A 23,380-nucleotide genomic window follows, 5' to 3' on the forward strand; every position below is an offset into this window, starting at 1 on the left:
TATACTCCCCTGTGTGCCAAAAATAAAGCCCCAGTCCGCCCGGTTTCAGCAGGGCTGTGCCAGCGGCAGGGCGACGGCAAAGGTAGTGCCGTTTTCACTGCTGCTCTCCACGGTCACGCTGCCGCCGTGCAGCACGGCGATCTCCCGCACAAGGGCAAGCCCAAGCCCCACGCCGCCCATTTCCCGGCTGCGGGACTTATCCACCCGGAAAAAGGGCTGGAAGATGCTCTCCCGGCAGTCCGCAGGGATGCCCGGGCCGGTATCCGCAACGCGCAGCACGGCGGCCTGCTTTTCCTGCCGCAGGGTGACGTGCACCGCACCGCCGGGGCGGTTATACTTGATACTGTTTTCCACCAGATTGAACACCAGCCGGTAGATCAAAGCATCGCTGCCCACCATGCCCAGTTCCGCGCAGTCCTGCTGCAAGGAGATATTGTTTTTCTGGGCAAGGGGGGTCAGGTCGGTCAAAATCTCCTCCACCAGCGGCGCAAGGGCAATGTGGTCGGTGCGGGAGACCGATTGCAGATTGCTCATCTCTAATAAAGTGCGCACTAGGGCGGTCAAACGGTCCAGCTGCTCCCGCAGAGAGCTGACCAGCCCGGCAGTCTCGGCGTCCATGGCCGGGTGCTCCTCTGCAAACAGTTCCAGCTTTGTCTGCAAAATGGCCAGTGGAGTGCGCAGCTCGTGGGCGGCGTTGCCCGCAAACTGCCGTTGCAATTCAAAGGACTGCGCCAGCCCATCCAGCATCCGGTTCACTGACCGGCTCAACTGCCCGAATTCCCGCACGGTATCCTCGTCCAACCGGGCGGTGGCAATGCTGTCCTGATCGACCCGCTGCGCCTGCTGCGCAAGCTGCTGCAACGGTTTCAGCGCTCTGCCGCTGACAAAATAAGCGATGGCTGCGCTGAGGATGGTGACCACGGCAGTGATGCACCAGCCCTTGCGGCCAAAGACTACTTTTGCATCGTAGACTTCCTGCGAAAAATGCGCCAGCAGGCTGGACATTTCCTCCTGCGGGATCTCGATGGTCAACGAATCCGCGCTGCCGGGCTGATACTGCATCATAAAGCCGTTGAGGGCATCCATGCCGGTAACGCCGGTGCGGTATAAAAGCAGATTCATACATACGCAGGCGCAGGCGATGAGCAGCGCCGTCAGCAGGGTGATGCGCCATTGCAGGGATAAACGCTTCATTGTACCTCTCCTCCGATCTCGTAGCCTTCCCCGATGCGGTTGCGGATGGGGTCGTAGCCCAGCGCCGCCCGCAGCTTTTTGCGCAGGGCAGAGATATGCACCCGGATGGAGTTGCTGAAGCTGTCCACGCTGCCGTCCCAGACGTGCTCAATCAGCTCTTCCTGACTGACCGGGCGTCCCTGATGCAGCAGCAGATATTCCAGCACGCCGCTCTCCTTCCGCGTCAGCGCAAGGGTCTGACCGTCCACCGTGGCAACGCGGCTGCGGGTATTGAAGCTGAGCCGCCCGCAGCACAGGCAGACGTCCTGCTGGATGAACTTGCGCCGGGTCAGGCTGCGCACCCGGGCTTCCAGCTCTGCAAGGTGGAAGGGCTTGGAAAGATAATCGTTCGCTCCGGCATCCAGTCCCTCCACCTTATCTGAAATTTCACTGCGCGCCGATAAGATCAGCACACAGGTCTCAAGGTCGTGCTGCCGTAAGCTGCGCAGCACCTGCATCCCGTCCACCTTGGGCAGGTTGAGGTCCAGCAGTACAAGGTCGTACCGCTCTGCCGCCAGCGCTTCCAGTGCGGCTTCGCCGTCTGCACAGGCGTCCACCTCGTACCCGGACAGCCGCAGCTTCCGGGCAATGTCCTCCCGCAGGGAGTGCTCGTCCTCTACCACCAAAAGGCGCATTTTGTTTTCCACCCTTCTCGTAAAAAATCCATTTCTTGCGTTTTTCTTCATTATAACAGATTATAGCAGACAGTGTTAAGATTCGTGTTAAGATTTTCTTAGCAGAAATTTTATCCCGGATAGTGTATACTGGTGCCATCAAACAACAGGAGGCTATGATGTTCATGACAAAAAAACAGGCGCAGCTGCTTTTGCTTGCCGCCGGGGTGCTGATGCTGCTCTTCGGTGTATGGCGGGGCGAGGCAGATACCGTATTTTCAAAAGCCATCCGGCTGTGTATGGAGTGTGTGGGCATTGGATAAGAAAAAACTAGATCCCCTCGCCCGGTTCCGGGGCTTTATACAGGCCGGGGCAACCCTTTTGACCAATCTCCACCTGCCCAACTTTGCCAAAGGGACGCTGTATCAGGGCAGCGGAAAATACGTCTGCGTGCCGGGACTGAACTGCTATTCCTGCCCGGGCGCTGCCGGTGCCTGCCCGGTGGGGGCGTTCCAAGCGGTGGTGGGTTCCTCCAAGTTCCGCTTTTCCTACTACATCACAGGCATTCTCATCCTTTTCGGGGTACTGCTGGGGCGGTTCATCTGCGGCTTCCTCTGCCCGTTCGGCTGGTTTCAGGAACTTTTGCACAAGATACCCTCCCCTAAGTTCTCCACCAAAAAGCTAAAGCCGCTGCGCTATTTAAAGTATGCGGTGCTGCTGGTCATGGTGGTGCTGCTGCCATTGCTGGCGGTCAACGAGCTGGGCATGGGCGACCCGTTCTTCTGCAAATACCTCTGCCCGCAGGGCGTGCTGGAAGGTGCCATTCCCCTCTCCCTGACCAATGCGGGCATCCGCGCCTCGCTGGGCAAACTGTTCACATGGAAAGCCTGCATTCTGCTGGCAGTCATTGTGGGCAGCGTGGTGTTCTACCGCCCCTTCTGCAAGTGGCTGTGCCCGCTGGGCGCGTTCTATGCGCTGCTGAACAAGGTCTCGCTGTTCCAGATGCGCGTAGACACCCACAAATGCGTCTCCTGCGGTGCCTGTGCAAGGGCCTGCAAGATGGACGTAGACATTACCAAGACCCCCAACCACGCCGAATGTATCCGCTGCGGGATGTGCATGAAAGCCTGCCCTACGGACGCCATTCAGTACAAGTTCGGGTTGGGAGACCAATCAAACACTGAAACAACAAAGGAGTAAAACCATGAAATTCAACCGTGTAACCGCACTTTCGCTCAGCCTTGTGCTGGCTTTCAGCCTTGCCGCCTGCGGGCAGGGCGCATCCTCTGCATCTTCGGCATCCTCTTCTTCCGCTTCCTCTGCGGCAGCGGAAAGCAAGACCGAGGAGCAGCTGCTGGCGGAGGAAAACGAGATCCTTTCCGCAAACGATGCCCTGTGGGAGAAGGTGTTCACTTCCATGGACAAAAACGTGACCGAGACCACCCTCAGCACGAACTACGGCGATTTTCTGCGCAATGCCGTAGAAAAGGCAAAGGATCAGTTCTCGGACGAGGAGTACAAGACCCTGACCGCCGATGCGGAAAAGATCCGTGCCATCGAGGAACAAATTGCTGCTCTTGCCCCTGCGGACGCGGCTGCTTCCAGTGCCGCCGCACAGGGCACTGCTTTCCCCCAGTTTGAGGGCAGCGATTTAGAGGGCAACCCGGTGGACAACAGCCTGTTTGCGGGCAACGCCTTTACGGTGGTGAACTTCTGGTTCAACGGCTGCAAGCCCTGCGTAGAGGAGCTGGACGACCTGAACGCCCTGAATGAAAAGGTCAAGGCACAGGGCGGCGAGGTGGTCGGCATCAACACCGAGACGCTGGATGGCAGCCAGCAGGGCATCGAAGCTGCCAAAAAGCTGCTGGCAGCAAAGGGCGCAAGCTACCGCAACATCTACTTTGCTTCCGGCAGCGAGGCCGGCAAGTTTGCGCTGAACATCATGGCCTTCCCCACCACCTACGTTTTTGACCGGGACGGCAACGTTGTGGGTCAGCCCCTGCTGGGCGGCATTGACAAGGAAGAAAACCTTGCCGCCCTGCAAAAAAACATTGACGCCGCCCTTGCCAAGGACAGCGCCAAATAAGCTATTCTCCCCTGCCGCCTTCGGGCGGCTTTTTTTGTTTGCTGCGGACATTGCCATGCACGTCCGGGCACCGGACGGAATACGCTGGGGCAGAAGCATACTTTTACCAGCAAAGGAGCGTATCTCCATGAAAAACACCGGAACTCTCCGCATCCAGACCTTTGCGGCACGCCAGTCTGCCCCCGTGGAGGGGGTGACCGTTGCGGTGCAGGGGGACGGCTTCACCCTGCACTGCATCACTGATGCCACCGGCAGCGCCGCCGATATTCCCGTTGAAGCCCCCGCCTGCGCCCTCTCGCTGGACGAGGACAACACCACCCGCCCCTACGCCATTGTCAGCCTGACTGCCGCAAAACCCGGCTACCGCACCGTGCGCATTGAGGGCATCCAGATCTTTGCCGGGCAGGTAACGCTGGCGCAGCCCCAGATGCTGCCCGTCACCGAGGAAGACCGGGACATCCCGAACGCGCCCATCATCATCCCGCCGCACGCTTTGTTTGCGGGCAGCGGCGGCAGCGGCCCGCAGCCGGTGCAGCACTGCACGCCCCGGGTGCTGGATCAGGTCGTCATCCCCAAAAATATCACGGTGCATCTGGGCAAGCCGGCGGCTTCTGCCCGCAACGTGACGGTGTCCTTCCGGGATTATATCGCAAACGTTGCTTCCAGTGAGGTCTACCCCACATGGGCGGACGAAAATACCCCAACGGGCAGACAGGGTGTTTTCCGGCTCAGAACGCCCATTCGATCGTGATCTCCTGCTGCCCGGTCAGCGGGTCTTTTGTGCCGACAATAACCCGCCGCACCAAAAGCACCGCAAGCTCCCGGGTCAGATGGGAAACCTGTGCCAGCTCCCGCACACGCTGCCTTTGCGTCGGAGCGGCGTCCGTTTCCTCCGGCTGCTGTTCCAGTTCTGCTTCCAAGCCACGGATACGGTTTTCCGCACTTTTTATTTCCTCCCCAAACGCCCGGTTCATCTCTGAAAACTGCGTGGCATCGATCAACCCGGATACCTTATCCAGATACAGCTGCTGCAAAGCCCTGCGCCGCCGGTCTGCTTCGCATTGCAGCCGTTTCAGCTCGCTGCGCTTTGCCTGCGCCCGCTGCCGCACCGGGTCATCCCGCTGGGGCAGCTCCACCTTTTCCGGGTCAACATAGACCTCTGCGTATTCTCGGATACGCTCCCGCACGGTGTTTTCCAATGCGTTCAGGTCAGTGCAGGTCTTATTGCTGCACCGTTCCGGCGCACGCTGGTGCATCCGGCAGCGGACATAGCGTCTTTGAACGCCATCCGCTCTTGGCTGATGGGCAGTCTGCTCCATATAGCTGCCGCAGCAGCCGCAAACCACCTTTTTGGCAAGCGGATGGATCGTCCCCTGCACGCCGCTCCGGGTGCGCGCTGCCAGCATCCGCTGTACCGTTTCAAAGGTGTCACGGTCTATGATAGGCTCGTGGGTATTTTCTACAACGATCCACTGGGACTTTGGCAGCCAGACCGTCTTTTTGGATTTATAGCCCACCTTTTTGTGCCGTCCCTGCACCAGATCTCCGATGTACGTCTGATTATGGAGCATCTGATAAACAGTCGGGCTGCCCCACAGCGAATAATCCGTTTTTTTCATGGCAGCGTGGTACTGCGCACCGTGCAGCTGTTTGTATGCTGTCGGGCTGGGAATGCCTTCATTGTTCAGGATCTGCGCGATCTTATGCGCACCCATCCCGCTAAGCGCCAATGCAAAAATGCGCCTTACCACCTCAGCCGCTTCCGGGTCGATGACAAGCTTTCCCTTGGCGTCCGGGGCTTTGCAGTACCCATACAGTGCAAAGGAGCCGATGAACAGCCCCTCTCTGCGTTTGTGGTCCAGCACGGCGCGGACATTGTTGGACAGGTCCTCCAGATACCACTCGTTGATCAGCCCATTGATCTGGCGGGATTTTTTGTTTGCCGCCTCGCCGGTATCCACATGGTCCACCACGGCAATAAACCGGATGCCCCATTCGATGAACTTTCCGTGCAGATATTTTTCCACCAGCTCCATATCACGGGTAAAGCGGGACTGCGTCTTTGCCAGCACCACATCAAACTTATGTTCGCTGGCAGCTTGGATCATGGCATTGAATGCCGGGCGCTCCCGGTCGATGCCGGAATAATCCTCGTCCGAATAGATCCAGTAAACTTCAAAGCCCTTTTCTGCGGCATACGCGGTCAGCATGGACTTTTGGTTCTGGATGCTCTCCGATTCACCGTTTTTCCCTTCATCCTCCTTGCTCAGGCGGCAGTAAATTGCCGCTTTCATGGTCTGCGCCCTTTGTTTCCGGCACAGGTATCCCTGCACAGCATCTTAATCGCCCTCCCTTCTACGCTCCGTCCTGCAAGGGTATGGGCGTATCGTTTTGCAGTGCATCCGTGAGATAGCGCTCAAACGCCTTTTTAAACTGTTCCCTGCGCTGTTCCCCGCTGTCGGAGCAGAATTTTTCGTACAGAATAAAAGCCGTGTTTTCCATAAGCACCCTCTTTTCGGTCTGCATGGTCGTTTTGTGCGTCATCTCAGTCTATTTCCGGCTGCTGCGGTTCAGAACTCCGCCGGACGGAAAGCACCTGCAAAGCACGCGGTTTTTCGCCCTTTTCCATGCAAAAACCTTTAAAAACAGCTTGAAACGCTTTTGTTGCAATGATACAATAAGAATGTCATTTTATGGGAAAATCGGCGTATGCCCAGTGCGGACAGGCCGCGAGCGTGGGAGTTCCTGTGGGGTGTGTAAGAATAGCCAAACTGTGAGGAAGGTATTATTGTATGATGAAGAAAATCTCCCGCCGCTCCTTTTTGCAGGCTTGCAGTATTGCTGCCGCCACGGCAGCGCTGACCGCCTGCGGCGGCGGTAAGGCTGAAAGCAAAACAGCAAATGCGCACGAAGCCGTCACCTTTATGGCACCTTATAAGGAGATAGAAGCCTTTATTGAGCAGGTACACAGCGTTTACCCGGAAGTGAACATCGAGGTCGTGCCCTACAGCGGCGATAACACCACCACCTGTTTGCAGAATATGTTTGCGGCGGGCGACCTGCCGGACGTCTGCACCTTGACCTACTACGATCCCCAGATTGATCTGGTCTCCGACAAACTGCTGGACCTTTCCGGCTACGATTTTACGGATAACTATGTGGAGTCCCGTCTGCAGGACGTGTTCGACAATGGTGCCATCTACCTGCTGCCCTCGACCTACAACTGCTACGGCATCACCTACAACAAGACCCTGCTGCAGGAACACGGCTGGGAGCTGCCCAATTCTTTTGCTGAGCTGGAAGAACTGGCTGCAAAAGCCAAGGAAGCCGGGGTCGATCTCTGCCTGTCACAGATCCAGTATCCGGGCTACGGTTTCCAGTATCTGTGCAACATTGCAGATGCCGATTTCCTCGGCACGCTGGACGGCAGACTGTGGCAGAAGGATTATCTTTCCGGCAAGGCAAACGTCAGCAACACCCCCGGCATGATGCAGGCAATGGCGTATGTCAAAAAGTGGAAGGACATCGGGATGCTGAACGACTCCGGCGATGCTCTTGACGACAACGTGACCCGGCAGAGGATGGCCGAGGGGAACACCCTGTTTTTGATCGGAAACACCAACGGCATTGTGGAGGCAGACGGCAACGCCGATAAATTTGGGCTGATGCCGTTTCTCTCGGAGGACGGCACCCAGAACGTTTTTGTGCTGAATGTGAACCGTTTCTACGGTCTGAATAAAAAGCTGAAACAGACCCCCCAGAAGCTGGAAGATGCGCTCAAGGTGATGCGTGTGCTTTCCACCGTTGCAGGCACCAGCGCTCTGCAGCCCGCAACGGCGCTGAAAAGCAGCCTGTTGCCCTTCAAGGGTGCAAAGGCAGACGGCACCTATTACGCCGATGTTGCCGATGCCCTGAATGCAGGCAATACCGCGCCCTTTATCTATTCCGGCTGGGAAAACACCATCGTGACCACCGGCCTTAAAATGCTGGACTTCATCAAGGGCAATGCTACTATGGAGGATGTCATCCGTCAGCTGGACGAGGATCAGGACAGTGTGGTGAACAACACCCCGGATGTTATCACTACCGTTACGGAGGAGCTTTCGCAGCAGGACTGCGCCATGCTGGTAGGCCGCTGCTTTGCACAGGCCACCGGCAGCGACCTTGCGCTGGTCTCGCTGAGCACATGGATCCCCGGCAACCCCACTGAGCAGAACCACCACGGCGTAGCCGCCAAGCTGTACGCCAAGGGCATTACGGATTACGACCTTTCGGCCATCCTGCCCACCGGCTGGAACCGCACCATCCAGACCGTCACCCTGACCGGGCAGCAGATCAATGACCTGCTGGCTTCTGGTTACGATGCCTACGGCAACGGCAAGAGCTACCCCTATGTGCTGGTAAGCCCGGTGCAGCCGGAGGCGGGCAAGACCTATCAGGTTGCTATCTGCGGTGTGAGTGACCAGCTGGCTGCCGAAGCAACGGTGACAGACAGCGGCGTGGTGGGCATGGATGCCGCAAAAGCTTTCTTTGGCGGATACACCACCATCAGCCGGGCAGACACCGCATGGAGTTGAATAAAACGGACAGGAGATACTGGATGTGAACAAGAAAAAATACCAAAAGCTGCTTTGGGGCACCGGCTTTGTCATCATCGTGTTGATTCTGACCCTTTTTGTCATGAGCCAGACCTACATCCAAAACCTTGTCTACCATGAGCGGCTGAGCCAGATGGAAGAGGTCACCCACCAGATGTTCCACAGTCTGGAGGATGTGATCGACAACCACTGGGACGAGGTGGATGTGCAGTGTAATTATTTATACTACACCCCGCTGGAGACCGATACCGATCTCTACCGCTATCTGAAAAAGCTGTCGGAGCTTTCCAATTACCATGAAAAACAGATTGATCTGATCGCCGTGGACTCTGCCGGACATTATTATACCGCGCATGGCCACACGGGTCTACTGCGGGAAATGAACTATCTGGAAAACGCGCCGCAGCGGGTCAGCTATGTTTCCAATTCGCTGACCGTGGACGACTCCCGGATGGTGTTTCTGGAACAGCTCTCCACCCCCATCACACTGCAAAGCGGAGAGAAAGAGATCACCCTGCGCTACTTTGGTATTTCGCAGAGCATGACCCAGCTGAACGATTATTTCCGCTGCGACGCCTACGAAAACAACAACAGCGTCTATGTGCTGGACAACAAGGGCTTCAAGCTGTTCAACGCCAATGATACCGAGCTTTTGAAGGGGCATAACGTATACACCGTGCTCTCCCAGATGTCCTATCTGCACGGTTCTTCCTTTGCAGCAGCAAAGGAGCGGCTTGCCCGCACAGGCTCCTGTTATTCCAACGCCGTGCTGGACGGGACTGAGTATTACTACGCCCTGAAGCAGATGGAAAACGCCCAGTGGACGCTGGCGTTCCTTGTTCCGGCAGAATATGTGGCCGTGAATACGCAGAAGCTGGTCAATATCGTCATGGCCGTTATTGTAGGCTTTGCAACGGTGTTTTCGATCATGGCAGTCATTGCTGGCTGGTTCCTTTTGCGGGAAAAGCAGCGGCGGGAGCTGCAAGCTGAAAAAAAGACGAACCTCCGTCTGGAGCAGTATAACATCCAGCTGACGCAGGCCAACGACGAGATGCGGCGGGCGCAGGATGCTGCCGCCGAGGCGTTACAGTCCGCCGAGCGTGCCAGCAAAGCCAAGACGGACTTCCTTTCCAATATGAGCCACGATATCCGCACCCCCATGAACGCCATCATTGGCATTACCACCCTGATGAAAAACGAGCTGCACGAGCCGGAAAAGCTTGCCGAGCATCTGGGCAAGCTGGAAACCTCCGGTCAGCTGCTGCTGGGCATCATCAACAATATTTTGGATATGAGCCGCATTGAGAGCGGCAAGACCACCCTGAATGTGGAAAAGATGAACCTGCCCCAGCAGATCAGTCAGCTGGACAGCATCATCCGGCAGCAGGCAGGTCAGCGCAGTCAGACCTTTACGGTAAGCACCAATCTGCAGCACGAAAACGTGCTGGCCGACCCCAACCGCTTGAATCAGGTACTGATGAACATCCTCTCCAATGCGGTCAAGTATACGCCCACCGGCGGGCATATCCGGTTCGAGGTGGAAGAGCTGCCCCGGAACGAGCACTACGCCCGGTACCGCTTTGTGGTGCAGGATGACGGCATCGGCATGAGCGCAGACTACCAAAAGACCCTTTTCGACCCCTTTACCCGGGAGGAGCGCTCCGGCATCAACAAGGTGCAGGGCACGGGTCTGGGTATGGCTATTACCAAAAGCGTCATAGACCTGATGGGCGGCTCCATCAGCGTGGAGAGTGCCACCGGCAAGGGCACCCGCTTTGAGGTAGTGCTGGAATTCCCCATTGATACCGAAGCGGACACGGTGCAAAAGGCGCAGGCGCTCCCGGAGGAAGAAGAGACCACCTCTCCCCTGTCCGGCATGAAGTTCCTCTGCGCCGAGGATAACGCCATCAACGCCGAGATCTTGCAGATGCTGCTGGAAACAAAAGGCGCAGGCTGCACCATCTGCCCCAACGGTCAGGAGATCGTGGATGCCTTTGCCAGCGTCAAGCCCGGCGATTATGACATGATCCTGATGGATATCCAGATGCCGGTGATGGATGGTCTGGAAGCCACCCGCCGCATCCGCAGCGGTGAAAACCCGCTGGGCAGAACCATTCCCATCCTTGCCATGACGGCAAACGCCTTCCTTGAGGATATGCAAAAGAGCAAGGAAGCCGGCATGGACGAGCATCTGTCCAAGCCTGTGGATATCAGCGCACTGGAACAGGTGGTGAAGCGCTTCCGCGTTACCCCCCCCCGAAAATAAATAGCGGTATACAGCGTTTTTGCCGCAAAACGCCGCATAACCTTGCATAAAAAATCTGCTGCCCCTTTGCCCGGACGCTCTGGCATCCGGTGCGGGGCAGCAGATTTTTTGCGTTATAGAAGGAACGTTACGCTCAGATGGGCATGGTCTGGTAGAACCAGTCCGAAATGGCCTTGCGGGTGTCGGCAAAGAACTTCTTCACCGGGCAGGCGGCATCGCGGGCTTCCTGTTCCAGATCCGTGCCTGCGGGGAAGTTGCGGATGACGGTATACGCCACCGACTGCGGCGGCAGCGACATCATCACAGCCGGGTCGTGCACCACGCAGATCTGCTCGCCTACCGCAAGGGTGGCGGGGTCAGAGGTGGTCTTTTCGTCATGATCCTGCCAAACGGTGCTGTCGGTGACGATCATCTGGTAGGTCTCCTGCTCTTCCGCAGAAACCAGAATGGACTCCACCTTGCCCTCCACGGTGCGGCTGACGCCCTCTACCGTGCCATAATAGTAAAGCTTTTTGGAAAACAGCGCCGAAGCAGAGGGCAGCACGCTGACGCTGAGCAGCAGCACTGCAAGCAGGCAAAAGAGCGAGCGATAGGTCTTTTTCATAGAAAACCTCCATTTTTCATGTTGCAGCGGAGCGCCCGGCGCTCCCGGATGCCTTATTTTACCACAACTACCGTTGGATTTCTATATCCGGGCTTAACCGGGGGAAAATATTGCAAAAGGCATTGCGTCATGACCCTTTCAGTCATCGCCGTCAAGGCTTTGCCTGAGAGGGTGAAAAAAGTGGGTCAGAAACACCCACAGATGTTTCTGACCCACAAATAGAACGATTTTTTGTTTTACAGCTGGCAAGCGGTATCGTAACCGGTGCGGATGGCGTTGGAGATATCCGCAGCCTTGCCGGCGGCATCGCCGATGGAATACACCGGGATACCGGCAGCTTCCAGCGCAGCAGCGTCAAATTCGTTGGAGCGTGCGCCCATGGCCAGCACGATGTAATCGCAGGGGATGGTCACCTCTGCGCCGTCCTTGTTCTCGCAGACAACGGCGTCCATGCGGAACTCCTTGACCTTGTGGCTGGGGTACTGCTCCACGCCGTAGGTCTTGTAGTTTTCCAGCAGGGTGGGCAGAATGGTGACGCTCTCGCCTGCGGCGATCTTGTCCATCATCTCGATAACGGACACCTTGCAACCGCGGGCAGCCAGATACTCTGCGGTCTCGCAGCCCACCATGCCGCCGCCGATGACAGCAACCGTGCCGTACACCTGCTGCTCACCGGCCAGAACCTTCCAGGCGTCGGCAACGTTCACGCTGTCAATGCCGGGGATGCGGGGTGCGGCGCTGTGTGCGCCCACAGCGTTGATGACAGCCTCGAAACCGGCGTCCTTCAGCTGCTCGGCGGTGCGGGTCTGCCCCATGCACAGGTGCACACCGGCGTTGCAGACCGCGTGGATCAGATCCTGTGCGGCGCGGCGCATCTCCTCCTTGCGGGGAGGCACGCAGGCAATGTTCAGCTGACCGCCCAGAGAGGTGGTCTTTTCAAACAGGGTCACATCGTGGCCGCGCAGCGCTGCCACACGGGCGGCTTCCAGACCGGCAGGGCCGCCGCCGAGGACGGCAATCTTCTTTTTCTGTGCTGCGGGCTGGATGCTACGGGTGTTCTCGTAGCCGTTCTCCGCGTTCAGCACACAGGAGAGGAACTGACGGTTCTGGATGGCATCGGTGCAGCCCTTGTTGCAGCTGATGCAGCGGCGGATATCGCAGGCCTTCCCGGCAGCGATCTTGGTGCCCCAGTCGGGGTCTGCCAGCAGCGGACGGCCCATGGCAACAATGTCTGCCATACCGCTCTCGATGACACGCGCAGCCATGTCGGCGTCCACGATGCGACCCACGGCGCTGACCGGCACATTGACGGCCTTTTTGATGTCCCCGGCGATCTTGACGAAGAAGCCGTAGGGCTGCACGCCCATGGGAGGAATGGTGTCGGCCATGTTGCCGGTGTGGTTGGCCTGGGCAACGTGGAACATATCCACGCCGTCCTCCACCAGCCACTGGGCAAACTGCACGGCGTCGGCTTCGTCAATGCCGCCCTTGCCGCGCTGCGGGGTGACGATGGACAGCTTGTAGTCGATGACCATATCCGGCACAGCCTTGCGGATGGCGCGGGTCAGCATCCGGGCAAAGCGGACGCGGTTCTCCAGACTGCCGCCGAACTTATCGGTGCGGTGGTTCATGCGGGTGGAGCACAGGCAGCCGTTCAGGCGGTCGCCGTGGATCTGGATGACATCCACACCGGCCTTCTGGGCACGCACTGCGCAGGCGCACATCTTCTCGATGATGGCCATCAGCATCTCCTCGCTGACCTCATCGGTAAAGAACATCATGTCGTGATGCAGGCGCTGACGCATCTCGTCAAACTTCTTCTGCATGAACAGGCTGTTGATGGCGTCCACATCGTACTCCGGGTGGAAGAGCTGGACGCCCAGCTTGGTGCCGTAGGCGTGGACGCTGTCGGCCAGTGCCTTGAAGGCAGGGATCTGGCTGTCATCAAACAGCTTGGGGGTGGGAGAAAAGCTGTTGATGGGTGCCACATCGCCCATAACGATGTAGCCCACGCCGCCCTTTGCCAGACGGGTGTAGAAGCCCATGTCCTGCTCGCTGATCATGCCGTTTTTCTCGTAGCCGGTGGTCAGCGGGGGGAACATGATGCGGTTTTTAAAGGTCTGTCCGCCCACCTCGATGGGCTGCAGAATTACGTTTTCCATACAAAAGCCTCCTTGCAGATACGCTTTGCTTTACAGATTTGCTTTGATGAATGCTGCGGTCTTTTCCTCCACGGCGGCACGGGCTGCCAGCGTGGCAAAGTTGTGGCCGCCGCCTGCAATGGTGTCCACCTCGGGTGCGGTGTACACCTGTGCGTAACGGCTGCAGGTGCCCTCGTCCACCAGACGGTCATCGTCGGCGCGCAGCAGCAGCACCGGGCCGTTGTAGCCCTTGGCCTCGGTAAAGGGGTCGGGGTGCTTTGCCATCTCGTAGTTAAAGGCCATCTTGTAGCACAGACCCTCCATGTCGGTGTAGTCCCTGCCGGTCTGCACAACGCCGTCGGCACGCTGTGCGCAGCCGAACCACATCCCGGCGCCCGGGCACAGCAGGATCAGGCCGTGGGGCTGGATGACCGGTGCGCAGGAAGCGGCAATGTAGCCGCCCATGCTCTGGCCGGAGAGGAACAGCTTTTCGCTGTCCACATAGGGCTGCTCAGCGGCCCATGCAAAGATATCCTGTGCGTCGGTGTGCAGGCCGTCGAAGCTCATATCCTCGAACTCGCCGTCGCTCTCGCCGTTGCCGTAGAAATCGAACCGGGCGCTGCCGATGCCCTGCGCTGCCAGAGCGCGGGACAGGTGGGTGTACATGGACTTGTAGCCGCTGCAGCTGCCGGCAAAGCCGTGCAGGTGCACCACAAAGGGTACCTTGCCCTCGGTGTCGGGCAGGGTCACGATGCCGCGCAGGGTGTGACCATTGCGGTTTTTAAACTGAACCTGTAAAATCTTCATGGTTTACTTGCTCTCCTTTGCGGCGCGGCGAGCCTTCAGCTCGGTCAGCATCTCAGCAGTCTTCTGCTTGGTCAGGGGGTAGACGAAGAACAGGATGGCAACTGCAATGCCGTAGCCCAGGAAGTAGACGCCGGTGTAGCTCTTCCAGATAGCGTTTACAACGCCTGCGGTCTGCACAGCGCCTGCGGTCACGTTGTAGCCGATGGCACCCAGCACAAAGCTGGACAGGCTGCCGGAAATGGCGCTTGCAAGCTTGCGGAAGAAGGAATAGGTGGAGTAAACGATGCCCTCGTTACGCTCGCCGGTCTGCAGCTCGTGGTAGTCGATGGCGTCGTTGACCATGGCCCAGATCAGCACCTGCATACCGGAAGCGCCCAGATAGCAGATGCCGTTGATGACGATGAAGGCCACAGGGTTGTGGACGGGGAAGAAGAACAGGATGCCGAACACGATGGCGGCAAAGCCTGCGCCCATGCAGCACCACTCCTTCTTGCCGAACTTGTTGGCCAGAGGCTGGGTGATGGCAAAGGACAGCACAGCGTACAGCACGCTCAGCATGCCGGAGACAGCCTGGATCTTGACGTTGCCGAAGAAGTCCTTGTACAGGTAGGTGTTCAGACCGTTGACCACGGAAGCACCGATCATGCCGGTCAGGCTGAAGAACATAACGCCCAGCAGAGCCTTATTGTGAGAGATCTCCTTGAGCACGTGCAGGTAGTTCAGCTTTTCGCCCTGCGGACGCTCGGGCACTTCCACGCGCTCCTTGCACCACACGCAGGTGATCTGCAGGCACAGCAGACCCAGCATAGCGCAGATGCAGGCCAGCATCAGGAAGCGGCCGGCCACGGGCTTGTTGTCCACATACAGGAACAGGGGGCCGATCATGACCATGACGGTCATGAAGATGGTGCCGCCAAGGCTGCGGTAGCGGGACAGTGCGGTGCGCTGGCTGACATCATCGGTCATCACGCTGGACAGGGTACCGAAGGGCACGTTGACGCAGGTGTACAGTGCCTCGTACAGAACGTAGGTGACGAACATGTAGGCCAGACGCAGGCCGTAGTTGATATTGCCCACATTGACAAAGCCAAGGATGCACAGCACTGCCATGGGGAAGGAGAAGGCGCGGATCCAAGGGATGAACTTGCCGCCCTTGGTGGCCTTGCGGGAGTCCACGATCGCGCCGATGATGGGGTCGTTCACGGCGTCCCAGATCTTGGTGACCAGCAGCAGGATACCCACATGGAAGGGGTTGACCTGCAGGATCAGGGTGTAGAAGATCGACAGATACATGGCACGGTACTGCTCAGTAAAGCAGCAGCCCAGATCGCCCAGTGTATAGCCGATCTTGTCCTTCATGGAGAAGGGTCGGACGGTCTTTTTCTGGTCCATTGTGTTTTATCCTCCTTAAAAACAGTGAAACCACGAGACTTTTCGCACAAGTCTCTTTTCTACACTTTGCATTATACGTTAAATTTCCATCAATACATATCCAAAAAATGATTGAAAACTATCGCAAATTGATGTATTATGCAATTATAACAGTTGTACTTTTCTGTTGTGTACAACAAATTGTTGCACATGACAGTTTCACGGAGGTTTTTTTGGTGAACTATACAGTCAAGCGTTATTTTTTTGAGCAGAGCGCCGTCCGGGAGTTTTATTCCGGCGCGTATTATGATTTGTTTCTGGTCATGCGGGGCAGCGGTGTGTTCCGGTGCAGTGAGGTGGTGCTGCCCGCCCAGCAGCAGAACCTCATCATCTTCAAGCCCGGTCAGGGCGGCAGGCTGGAATATGCCGGTGCCTACGGCCCGCTGGAGCTTATCCGGGTACAGCTGTCCCCCCAGACGCTGGCGCAGCTTTCGGATGCAGACACCGACCTTGAAAAAAGCTTCAACGTAGTCCCCTTCCGGCAGGTGGCTGTCCGCCCGGACAGCCAGATCTATATGCTGCTGAAAAACCTTGCCCGGAAGCTGCTGATGCTCCCGCAGGAGCGCGCCCAGTTCGGCGCAGCGGTGTTCGAGCACGGTATTCTGCAGATGTTCGTGGTGCTGGCGCTGCGTGCCTGCATCCATGCGGAGTTCCACACCGCATCGGTCAGCCGCCACCACCTGATGCTGGACGAGGTATTCCTGTTTATTCAGGCGCATCTTACCGAGGAGCTGACGCTGGAACGGCTGGAGAAGGAGTTCTTCGTCTCCCGGGAACATATTGCCCGGGAATTCAAACGCCAGACCGGGCAGACGGTGCACCGCTACATCGTAAAGGCGCGGTTGGACCGCTGCTGCACCCTCATCGAGCAGGGACTGCCCATCACCGAGGTGTACAAGACCAGCGGCTTTGGCGGCTACAACCACTTTTTCCGTGCCTTTAAAAAAGAGTACGGCATGACCCCCAAGGAATATTTCAGCACCACCCGGCAGGACGCCCGGGGATGATTATTGTAAAAAAGAACCCCGGAGCATCCGCAGACGCTCCGGGGTTCTTTGATCATAAAAACTTTGGATCAGATGCTGAACTGCACGGCGCAGAAAGCAGCATAGATGCACAGCAGTGCAATGCCCTGCGGGCGGCTCAGCTTGCCCTTGATCAGCGCGGGCAGGGTGAGCAGCAGCATCACGGCAAACATCACCGGGATATCCATCACCAGAGAGGCGTTCATGCCTGCGATGGTGGAGTTCTGCGGAATGCTGAAGGGTGCCAGCGTGACAGACACGCCGCTGACCAGCACCAGATTGAACACGTTTGCACCGATGACGTTGCCCAGCGACAGCGCACCGTGGCCCTTGGCCAGCGAGGTGATGGCGGTGACCAGCTCCGGCAGCGAGGTGCCCAGTGCCACAAAGGTCAGCGCAATGACCGACTCCGGCACGCCCAGTGCCTGTGCGATGAGGGTGCCGTTGTCCACCAGCAGGTCAGCGCCCACAGCAATGAGCACTGCACCGATGGCAAGCAGACCCAGCTCCTTGGCAAAAGACCCTTCCTCTGCCTGCTCCTCCTCTTCCGGGGCGGTGGCGTTTTTCATGGCCAGCACGTTGCACACGATGTAAGCCACGAACATTGCCAGCAGGATCAGGCCCACCGGGCGGGTGAAGGAGCCGGTGGTGTAAGCCACACCGGCATAGAAGGCGGCAGCCACAAAGAAGAAGGCTACCGGGGTGCGCAGGCTTTTGGGGTCAACCTTGCCCGGGCGCACCGCAATGGTAATGGCGGCGATCAGTGCAGAGTTGCAGATGACCGAGCCGATGGCGTTGCCGTAGGCGATCTCGCCGTGACCGGTGAGTGCAGAGGTGGTGGACACCATGACCTCCGGCAGGGTGGTACCAATGGACACCACCGTAGCACCGATGAGCAGCTCCGGCACATGGAAGCGGCGGGCGATGCCGGTGGCACCGTCCACAAACCAGTCGCCGCCCTTGATCAGGCACAGCAGACCCACGATAAACAACAGAACAGGGATCAGCATAAAATCTCTCCTTTTTCGAATGGTGTCGGCAGAAGCGCAATAAAAAAGACCTTTATCACATCCTGCCCGGAACGGGGAAATGTGATAAAAGTCTCAAGCATCGGTACTGCATCGGGCATCTCTGCCGGGTCTGTCGCTGCAGCACAGCGCACTTTTTTACAAAGGTACGCCCCTTACTCCCTTTTATCCAGAGGGTATTATACCTGCTTTGGGACAAAAACGCAAGGGGAAAATGGAATTTATTCTGCCTTGGTCACTTTTTTGGCGTTGGGATAAATGCGCTCCATGCGGGCATTGTCGAAATGCTCATCCAAAAATACCTCCAGCTGCCCGTTGGGCGCTTCGCCGCTGGTGCGGGCATCGTACCGCGCCAGTGCCAGCGCGCTGGTGAGCATATTCACCGCCATAAACACCGCCAGCACCGCCGTCATCCACGGGCGGATATGGCTGCGCACCTTTTTCATCAGCCTGAGCACCAGTGGGTAGCCGTAGCGCATCCACAGCACCGCCGCAATGCCCCAGAAAAAGCAGTACAGCAGGTTGATGCGCCCGCCCAGATTGAACTTGAACTTGCTGTAATCCCAGAACACCGTGCCGAACAGCAGCTCGGTGACGGCACTGCACACATATTCATATACGCCGCCCAGCACCGTGCCGAAGGCGAAGAGATAGCGGTCGCTTTTATCCTGATTCTGCCGCAGCAGCACGGTAGCCATGGCCAGTGCCAGCCCCCACACCACGCTAAAGGGCCCCCACACCAAGCTGGAACGGCTCATCCACACCCCGGCGGTCAGGCGGCAGAACACCGTCTCCACCATATCACCCAGAAACGCCCCGATGACAAACAGCCACAGCAGGTCTGCCGCGCTGAGGAAGTCGGTCTCCCCTTTCTGCACCGCCGTGGGCTGCTGCCGGGCGGCTTCCGGGTAGGCGCGCTGGATGCGCTTTTCCACATACACGGCAATGCGGCGGCGCAAGGTATCGGAGCGCGCTTCCAGTTTCTGGTTCAGCTGTTCCAGCACCGGGTGCTGCGCCGCATATCGTCCCACCAGCACCGCCGAGCCCAGCTGATCCAGCGCCGCAATGCCAAGCGCGACCCATACCAGCGGATGCAGCAGCCAGTCCGGCACAAGAGCACACAGCCGCAGCAGCAGCCCGTTGCCCCACAGCACAGTCACCACGCCCAGCGCCCCCCACAGCACCGAGTACTGCAGGCAGACGTAGCCGTTCAGGTTGAATTTTTTATCCGAGTAGTCCCACCATTTGCGGTTGTGCAGCCGCTCCAGCAGTTTTGCCGTGAGCCACTCCACCACGGTAGCCGTGAGCATACAGGCTACAAACAGCGCCACGGGCTTTGTACGCATATCTGCAAAGCCTACTGCCATCAGGATGGCCGTGGTGCCGTAGACAAAGCAGAACGGCCCCGCCGCCATACCGCGGTTTGCAAACCGCTTGCCCCGGAAGGTGGCCACCACGGTCTCCCCTACCCACCCAAGGAAGGAATAGACCAGATACAGCACACCCAGTGTGTAGAAGTTCAGTGTCATCGCGCTTTCCTCGCCTTCAAGTTTTATGTTTTGATTGTACTCGCTTGCGCCGGTTTATACAAGGGGGTGGTGGAAAATGTTACAATTGGCGTGGGATTTCCTTTTACAAACGCATCCTTCCCACCAAAAAGAGCCGCTGCACAAGCACAGTGCAGCGGCTCTCGGAGTTCTTATTTTACAGCTTACAGCTGGCTCTTATACAGTTCCACGATCTCCTCCACGCTGGTGTCGCGGGGGTTGCCGGGACGGCAGGCGTCTGCAAAAGCGGACTCGGCGAGGAACTGGATGTCCTCTTCCTTCAGGATGCCGTGCAGATTTGCGGGGATGCCCACGTCTGCGCTCAGCTGCTTGACGGCGGCGATGGTAGCATCAGCGGCCTCCACATCGTTCATCTCGTCGATGCCCATAACGCCCATAGCCTTGCCCACAGCGCGGTAACGCTCGCCGGCAACGCTCTTGTTGTACTCCAGACCCACCGGCAGCAGGATAGCACAGGCCACGCCGTGCGGGGTGTCATACAGAGCGGACAGGCCGTGTGCCATGGAGTGCACAATGCCCAGACCCACATTGGAGAAGCCCATACCGGCAATGTACTGGCCCAGAGCCATGCCCTCGCGACCCTCCGGGGTGTTCTGCACAGCGCCGCGCAGGCTCTGGCTGATCAGTTTGATGGCTTCCAGATGGAACATATCGGAGATGACGCAGTGACCCTTGGTGATGTAACCCTCAATGGCATGGGTCAGCGCATCCATACCGGTGGCGGCAGTCAGACCCTTGGGCATAGAGGACATCATGTCGGGGTCGACCACAGCGATCTCGGGGATATCGTTGGTATCCACACAGACGAACTTGCGCTTCTTCTCCACATCGGTGATGACGTAGTTGATGGTGACCTCGGCAGCAGTACCGGCGGTGGTGGGCACTGCAATGGTGAATACTGCGTGCTTCTTGGTGGGAGCAACACCTTCCAGAGAGCGGACGTCCGCAAACTCGGGGTTATTGATGATGATGCCGATGGCCTTTGCGGTATCCATGGAGGAGCCGCCGCCGATGGTCACGATGCAGTCAGCCTCGGCAGCCTTGAAGGCAGCCACACCGTCCTGCACGTTAGCGATGGTGGGGTTAGGCTTGATCTCGCTGTAAACAGCGTAGGCAAAATTTGCAGCATCCAGCAGGTCGGTGACCTTTTTGGTAACGCCAAACTTGATCAGGTCGGGGTCGGAGCAGACGAAAGCCTTCTTGTAGCCGCGGGCGGTCAGCTCGGGAACGATGTTCTCGATAGCACCGTGGCCGTGGTAGGAGATGGTATTCAGAACAATGCGGTCAGCCATAATACAAATCCTCCAAATCTGTTTGCAGCCGCCTTTCCGGCGGCGTTTCTCTACGTTTCAGCATAGCACATCGTCAAAAAATTTGCAATGTAAAATTGTTTAAAATTGTAGCATATTTTTATACTTGTGTATTGTTTTCTATCATTTTTGTCTGTTTTCAGGCATTATTATCCCATGCCAAAAAACAATCCTTGCCAAATGGCCGTGCCTGTGTTATACTATTTAGGTAACCTTTGCTGGTGTGGCGCAATGGCAGCGCAACTGATTTGTAATCAGTGGGTTGCAGGTTCAACTCCTGTCACCAGCTCCAAGAAAAGCCGCTTAGATTCGTGGAAATCTAGGCGGCTTTTCTCTACTTTAACACACTTTTTAACACACTTTTGGCATCGTGCGCATTGTCTGGCACTACTTTGAACGATGAACAGCAGCGCTAAAAGGGGCTTGGGGTGTTCCCCAACAAGTTACCGGAACGGCGCTTTTGTACATACGAAAGCACTGCTTGCTGGTACCAAAGCGCACTGCTTGCCAGTGCAATGCACCCCGCCGGGCAGCTTACTGGGTGATCTCCGGCACTTCCAGCGCGTCAAGGGCTGCGGCAAGCAGCTTTGTGATGGTTGATGCAGAGCGTTCCAGCTTAACACATACAAGGTCAATCTTCATGCCTTGCAGATATCGGTAGTAAACGGCCATAGTCTGCATGATATCCGGCAGCGCTTCTATTGCGGTCTGAATCTCGGCATAGATCTGACAGCCCTGTGCAACCTCTGCGTCATACGCTCTTTGCAGTTCGTCAAGGCGCTGCACAGCGTCTGCGACACGGTCAGGGCGTAGACCCGTAGGAGCAACACGCACCCCGCCGGGGGTACTCTGCACAGACGTTGCGCGGCTGCGTGCGTCCTCGATCTGTAACAAGATGATCTTTTGTCTGCGCTGGCTGTTCTGGTATCTGTATAACCATTCCTTTTTCTGCTCAATTGTCACGCGCTGCGTCTCCTTCCAACGAAAAAACGCCCACAGCGTGAACCGTGGACGCTAAATTTCGGCATTTTGCCGATTATGTGCGATGCAGCACCCTGCGATCAGAGCGCCGCCGTGGACAAAATGCACAAATCAGGTGGTTTCCTGATAGTAGATACCAACCTTCTTATTATCCAGCACAAAGGCGTCATAGCAGACACGGCCGGTCACAATGGTGCCGCTGGAAAGCGGGGTATCATCATGGATGCCGAAATCTTCCAGCTTGACAGGTGCCACAGTTGCAGAGGGGTGCGCCAGCATAAAGCCGAACTTCTCCGGCAGGCGTGCAGACGGCACCTTTACAACGTTTGCGCCATCCAGCACGGCCACAATGCCGCGGGCGCGCATTTCTGCGCCGATCTCGGTATGGTCAAACTCAACGGCCTGTTTAAGCAGCGCATAGGTTGCCGGGGTGACGACCAAAGAGCGCTCAGTTTCGGGCACTTCTGCATCGTCCAGCGCCTGAGATGCTGCCAGAATAGCAGCGTAGATGTTGGACTTGGTGAGCGCTGCGGCTGCGGGCTTGTGGCCTGCGCCGGTGGTCATCACGGTATACACGTTGGTATCGACCTCGGGAATAACCACCTCACGCAGTTCGCGCGCCAGCGCGGTGCCGGCTTCCAGCTGCTGCTGCGTTTCGTCCTGATCCAGCCGGTCAACGTTGAAAATAAAAGAGCGGTCATGCTTCAGCAGCAGTTCCTCGGTGGTTGCGGACAGGTCAAGCAGCTTGCCATAACGGGAAAGCTGCGCTTCTGTATCTTCCTGTGCAGTAACGCGGTTGCGGCTGTAGTCGTTCAGGGGCGTGGTGCTGATCTTATACAGCTTGATAGCGTGAGCGCCAGTCCAATCATAGTCTGTATTGGTCAGCAGTCCAACCTTGCTTTCAGCTTTAAACAAGTCGTCAGTCTGCGGTGCAAATTTGGTGGTAAGTTCAACGGACATATATTAAACCTCGTTTAGATCAATAGCTTTTGAATTGTTTCGGGGTATGCTTTATTGCGCGGCTGAAAGAGTCTGCGGTATTAGCCTGAGTAGGCAGGTGCAGCGGCGGGCCGTCTTTAACATTGGGATATCCTGCGGGCTGCTGGGTCTTTGCAAAAGCCGTAATAGCCTGTGCCTGTGCGGTGCAGGCTTCTTCCGTGTCGCCGGTCAGCAGTTCAGCCGGGCAGCCGGTTGCAGCTGCCACGCGGGCGATCATATCGCGCCGGGCGTTTGCACTGTTCAGTGCATCCAGCTGTGCCTTTGTGGTATCGTACTGGCTTGCCTTGGCTTTCAGATCATCGTAATCAGCATACTTTGCGCGTTCACGGTTCAGGCGGTCAGCAACGATGCTGTTTACTTCCTCCTGCGTGAAGGTGCGCGGCTCCTGCTGCTCTCCGGCTGCAGTGGTACGGGCTTCCTGCGTTGCAGTTTCATTCATGGTTTATTCCTTTCCCGGCCTTATCCGTGGCCGTGTACGTTTATTTCAAAAGGCAGATGCCTTTTTGACTTGTTTTTCGGGCAAAATCAGCAGTAAAAAGCTGTATGTTTTGTTGCATTTTCCAAGCGCCTATATAAGGCAGGCGCTAAAGCCTATAACTTTGCTGCATATCCAGCCCTTTAAAAAACTCCGCGTGTGTAAATCGGCGCTGGACAGGCGGAGTCGCCGAGGACATAGGGAGGGGACCCCT

21 protein-coding genes and 1 tRNA gene are annotated in these 23,380 nt (G+C 57.3%); 8 read left to right on the forward strand and 14 right to left on the reverse strand.

Annotation, left to right across the window (positions count from 1 at the left end; all coding sequences use genetic code 11):
• Nucleotides 1-45 precede the first annotated feature (45 nt).
• Both WMO20_RS02060 and WMO20_RS02065 read right to left on the reverse strand, forming a co-directional pair.
• Complete coding sequence (locus WMO20_RS02060; protein ID WP_349185683.1) at nucleotides 46-1,194, reverse strand: sensor histidine kinase; 1,149 nt, start codon at nucleotides 1,192-1,194, stop codon at nucleotides 46-48.
• Nucleotides 1,191-1,868, reverse strand: coding sequence for a response regulator transcription factor (locus tag WMO20_RS02065; RefSeq protein WP_112090267.1), 678 nt, complete (start codon nucleotides 1,866-1,868; stop codon nucleotides 1,191-1,193). The genes WMO20_RS02060 and WMO20_RS02065 overlap by 4 nt, the downstream gene beginning before the upstream one ends.
• Nucleotides 1,869-2,026: 158 nt before the next feature.
• Between WMO20_RS02065 and WMO20_RS02070 the strand changes: the two genes are divergently transcribed.
• From WMO20_RS02070 to WMO20_RS02085, 4 genes are all read left to right on the forward strand, one after another.
• Entirely contained in the window at nucleotides 2,027-2,170 is a 144-nt protein-coding gene (locus tag WMO20_RS02070) for a CD1871A family CXXC motif-containing protein (RefSeq protein ID WP_333490614.1), read from the forward strand.
• Nucleotides 2,163-3,047 carry a 4Fe-4S binding protein gene (locus tag WMO20_RS02075; RefSeq protein ID WP_349185684.1) on the forward strand — a complete coding sequence of 295 codons (885 nt, stop codon included), beginning with the start codon at nucleotides 2,163-2,165 and terminating at the stop codon, nucleotides 3,045-3,047. Before WMO20_RS02070 ends, WMO20_RS02075 begins: the two co-directional genes overlap by 8 nt.
• A 4-nt stretch (nucleotides 3,048-3,051) precedes the next feature.
• Nucleotides 3,052-3,933, forward strand: a complete 882-nt coding sequence (locus WMO20_RS02080) for a TlpA family protein disulfide reductase (protein WP_349185685.1) — start codon at nucleotides 3,052-3,054, stop codon at nucleotides 3,931-3,933.
• 127 nt (nucleotides 3,934-4,060) lie between these two features.
• Nucleotides 4,061-4,684, forward strand: coding sequence for a hypothetical protein (locus tag WMO20_RS02085; protein ID WP_242983170.1), 624 nt, complete (start codon nucleotides 4,061-4,063; stop codon nucleotides 4,682-4,684).
• Here WMO20_RS02085 and WMO20_RS02090 read toward each other — a convergent pair.
• Nucleotides 4,662-6,227, reverse strand: coding sequence for a recombinase family protein (locus WMO20_RS02090; RefSeq protein WP_349185686.1), 1,566 nt, complete (start codon nucleotides 6,225-6,227; stop codon nucleotides 4,662-4,664). The two genes, WMO20_RS02085 and WMO20_RS02090, sit on opposite strands and share 23 nt — an antisense overlap.
• Before the next feature lie 61 nt (nucleotides 6,228-6,288).
• A complete protein-coding gene (locus tag WMO20_RS02095; RefSeq protein ID WP_112090263.1) occupies nucleotides 6,289-6,477 on the reverse strand; it encodes a hypothetical protein in 189 nt (62 codons plus the stop codon).
• 248 nt (nucleotides 6,478-6,725) lie between these two features.
• On the opposite strand from WMO20_RS02095, the gene WMO20_RS02100 reads away from it, so the two are divergent.
• Nucleotides 6,726-8,510: an extracellular solute-binding protein gene (locus WMO20_RS02100; protein WP_349185687.1), complete on the forward strand. Its 1,785-nt coding sequence runs from the start codon at nucleotides 6,726-6,728 to the stop codon at nucleotides 8,508-8,510.
• A 25-nt stretch (nucleotides 8,511-8,535) separates the two neighbouring features.
• Complete coding sequence (locus tag WMO20_RS02105) at nucleotides 8,536-10,797, forward strand: hybrid sensor histidine kinase/response regulator (protein ID WP_349185688.1); 2,262 nt, start codon at nucleotides 8,536-8,538, stop codon at nucleotides 10,795-10,797.
• A 133-nt stretch (nucleotides 10,798-10,930) separates the two neighbouring features.
• On the opposite strand, the gene WMO20_RS02110 is transcribed toward WMO20_RS02105, so the two are convergent.
• The 4 genes from WMO20_RS02110 to WMO20_RS02125 all read right to left on the reverse strand — a co-directional run bounded on the left by WMO20_RS02110 (nucleotide 10,931) and on the right by WMO20_RS02125 (nucleotide 15,741).
• Nucleotides 10,931-11,401: a hypothetical protein gene (locus WMO20_RS02110; protein ID WP_112090260.1), complete on the reverse strand. Its 471-nt coding sequence runs from the start codon at nucleotides 11,399-11,401 to the stop codon at nucleotides 10,931-10,933.
• Nucleotides 11,402-11,637: 236 nt separating this feature from the next.
• Nucleotides 11,638-13,563: a bilirubin reductase, long form gene (gene bilR, locus WMO20_RS02115; protein WP_349185689.1), complete on the reverse strand. Its 1,926-nt coding sequence runs from the start codon at nucleotides 13,561-13,563 to the stop codon at nucleotides 11,638-11,640.
• Nucleotides 13,564-13,593: 30 nt separating this feature from the next.
• Entirely contained in the window at nucleotides 13,594-14,349 is a 756-nt protein-coding gene (locus WMO20_RS02120; protein WP_112090258.1) for an alpha/beta hydrolase family protein, read from the reverse strand.
• Between the two features lie 3 nt (nucleotides 14,350-14,352).
• Complete coding sequence (locus WMO20_RS02125; protein ID WP_055185386.1) at nucleotides 14,353-15,741, reverse strand: MFS transporter; 1,389 nt, start codon at nucleotides 15,739-15,741, stop codon at nucleotides 14,353-14,355.
• 215 nt (nucleotides 15,742-15,956) lie between these two features.
• On the opposite strand from WMO20_RS02125, the gene WMO20_RS02130 reads away from it, so the two are divergent.
• Entirely contained in the window at nucleotides 15,957-16,787 is an 831-nt protein-coding gene (locus WMO20_RS02130) for a helix-turn-helix domain-containing protein (protein ID WP_349185831.1), read from the forward strand.
• A gap of 68 nt (nucleotides 16,788-16,855) precedes the next feature.
• On the opposite strand, the gene WMO20_RS02135 is transcribed toward WMO20_RS02130, so the two are convergent.
• From WMO20_RS02135 to fucO, 3 genes are all read right to left on the reverse strand, one after another.
• Nucleotides 16,856-17,815 carry a calcium/sodium antiporter gene (locus tag WMO20_RS02135; protein ID WP_118658350.1) on the reverse strand — a complete coding sequence of 320 codons (960 nt, stop codon included), beginning with the start codon at nucleotides 17,813-17,815 and terminating at the stop codon, nucleotides 16,856-16,858.
• 239 nt (nucleotides 17,816-18,054) lie between these two features.
• Nucleotides 18,055-19,362: a putative ABC transporter permease gene (locus WMO20_RS02140; RefSeq protein ID WP_349185690.1), complete on the reverse strand. Its 1,308-nt coding sequence runs from the start codon at nucleotides 19,360-19,362 to the stop codon at nucleotides 18,055-18,057.
• Between the two features lie 182 nt (nucleotides 19,363-19,544).
• Complete coding sequence (gene fucO, locus WMO20_RS02145) at nucleotides 19,545-20,693, reverse strand: lactaldehyde reductase (protein ID WP_005922374.1); 1,149 nt, start codon at nucleotides 20,691-20,693, stop codon at nucleotides 19,545-19,547.
• A gap of 235 nt (nucleotides 20,694-20,928) precedes the next feature.
• Here fucO and WMO20_RS02150 point away from each other — a divergent pair.
• Nucleotides 20,929-21,003 (forward strand) — tRNA-Thr (locus tag WMO20_RS02150).
• A 242-nt stretch (nucleotides 21,004-21,245) separates the two neighbouring features.
• Here the strand turns inward: WMO20_RS02150 and WMO20_RS02155 are convergent.
• The 3 genes from WMO20_RS02155 to WMO20_RS02165 form a co-directional block, all read right to left on the reverse strand.
• Nucleotides 21,246-21,674 carry a hypothetical protein gene (locus WMO20_RS02155; protein ID WP_349185691.1) on the reverse strand — a complete coding sequence of 143 codons (429 nt, stop codon included), beginning with the start codon at nucleotides 21,672-21,674 and terminating at the stop codon, nucleotides 21,246-21,248.
• 129 nt (nucleotides 21,675-21,803) lie between these two features.
• Nucleotides 21,804-22,652, reverse strand: a complete 849-nt coding sequence (locus WMO20_RS02160; RefSeq protein ID WP_349185692.1) for a phage major capsid protein — start codon at nucleotides 22,650-22,652, stop codon at nucleotides 21,804-21,806.
• Between the two features lie 19 nt (nucleotides 22,653-22,671).
• Nucleotides 22,672-23,130, reverse strand: a complete 459-nt coding sequence (locus WMO20_RS02165) for a hypothetical protein (protein ID WP_349185693.1) — start codon at nucleotides 23,128-23,130, stop codon at nucleotides 22,672-22,674.
• Nucleotides 23,131-23,380 lie beyond the last annotated feature (250 nt).

Source organism: Faecalibacterium intestinale, from assembly GCF_040096575.1.
GTDB classification, from domain to species: domain Bacteria; phylum Bacillota; class Clostridia; order Oscillospirales; family Ruminococcaceae; genus Faecalibacterium; species Faecalibacterium intestinale.

Excerpts from the sequence above, each read along its gene's own strand:
- WMO20_RS02100 (WP_349185687.1), top strand. The coding sequence starts at position 6,726 with ATGATGAAGAAAATCTCCCGCCGCTCCTTTTTGCAGGCTTGCAGTATT.
- WMO20_RS02065 (WP_112090267.1), bottom strand. The coding sequence starts at position 1,868 with ATGCGCCTTTTGGTGGTAGAGGACGAGCACTCCCTGCGGGAGGACATT.
- WMO20_RS02165 (WP_349185693.1), bottom strand. The coding sequence starts at position 23,130 with ATGAATGAAACTGCAACGCAGGAAGCCCGTACCACTGCAGCCGGAGAG.
- WMO20_RS02095 (WP_112090263.1), bottom strand. The coding sequence starts at position 6,477 with ATGACGCACAAAACGACCATGCAGACCGAAAAGAGGGTGCTTATGGAA.
- WMO20_RS02085 (WP_242983170.1), top strand. The coding sequence starts at position 4,061 with ATGAAAAACACCGGAACTCTCCGCATCCAGACCTTTGCGGCACGCCAG.
- WMO20_RS02120 (WP_112090258.1), bottom strand. The coding sequence starts at position 14,349 with ATGAAGATTTTACAGGTTCAGTTTAAAAACCGCAATGGTCACACCCTG.
- fucO (WP_005922374.1), bottom strand. The coding sequence starts at position 20,693 with ATGGCTGACCGCATTGTTCTGAATACCATCTCCTACCACGGCCACGGT.
- bilR (WP_349185689.1), bottom strand. The coding sequence starts at position 13,563 with ATGGAAAACGTAATTCTGCAGCCCATCGAGGTGGGCGGACAGACCTTT.
- WMO20_RS02070 (WP_333490614.1), top strand. The coding sequence starts at position 2,027 with ATGTTCATGACAAAAAAACAGGCGCAGCTGCTTTTGCTTGCCGCCGGG.
- WMO20_RS02135 (WP_118658350.1), bottom strand. The coding sequence starts at position 17,815 with ATGCTGATCCCTGTTCTGTTGTTTATCGTGGGTCTGCTGTGCCTGATC.
- WMO20_RS02160 (WP_349185692.1), bottom strand. The coding sequence starts at position 22,652 with ATGTCCGTTGAACTTACCACCAAATTTGCACCGCAGACTGACGACTTG.
- WMO20_RS02090 (WP_349185686.1), bottom strand. The coding sequence starts at position 6,227 with ATGAAAGCGGCAATTTACTGCCGCCTGAGCAAGGAGGATGAAGGGAAA.
- WMO20_RS02140 (WP_349185690.1), bottom strand. The coding sequence starts at position 19,362 with ATGACACTGAACTTCTACACACTGGGTGTGCTGTATCTGGTCTATTCC.
- WMO20_RS02060 (WP_349185683.1), bottom strand. The coding sequence starts at position 1,194 with ATGAAGCGTTTATCCCTGCAATGGCGCATCACCCTGCTGACGGCGCTG.
- WMO20_RS02080 (WP_349185685.1), top strand. The coding sequence starts at position 3,052 with ATGAAATTCAACCGTGTAACCGCACTTTCGCTCAGCCTTGTGCTGGCT.
- WMO20_RS02125 (WP_055185386.1), bottom strand. The coding sequence starts at position 15,741 with ATGGACCAGAAAAAGACCGTCCGACCCTTCTCCATGAAGGACAAGATC.
- WMO20_RS02110 (WP_112090260.1), bottom strand. The coding sequence starts at position 11,401 with ATGAAAAAGACCTATCGCTCGCTCTTTTGCCTGCTTGCAGTGCTGCTG.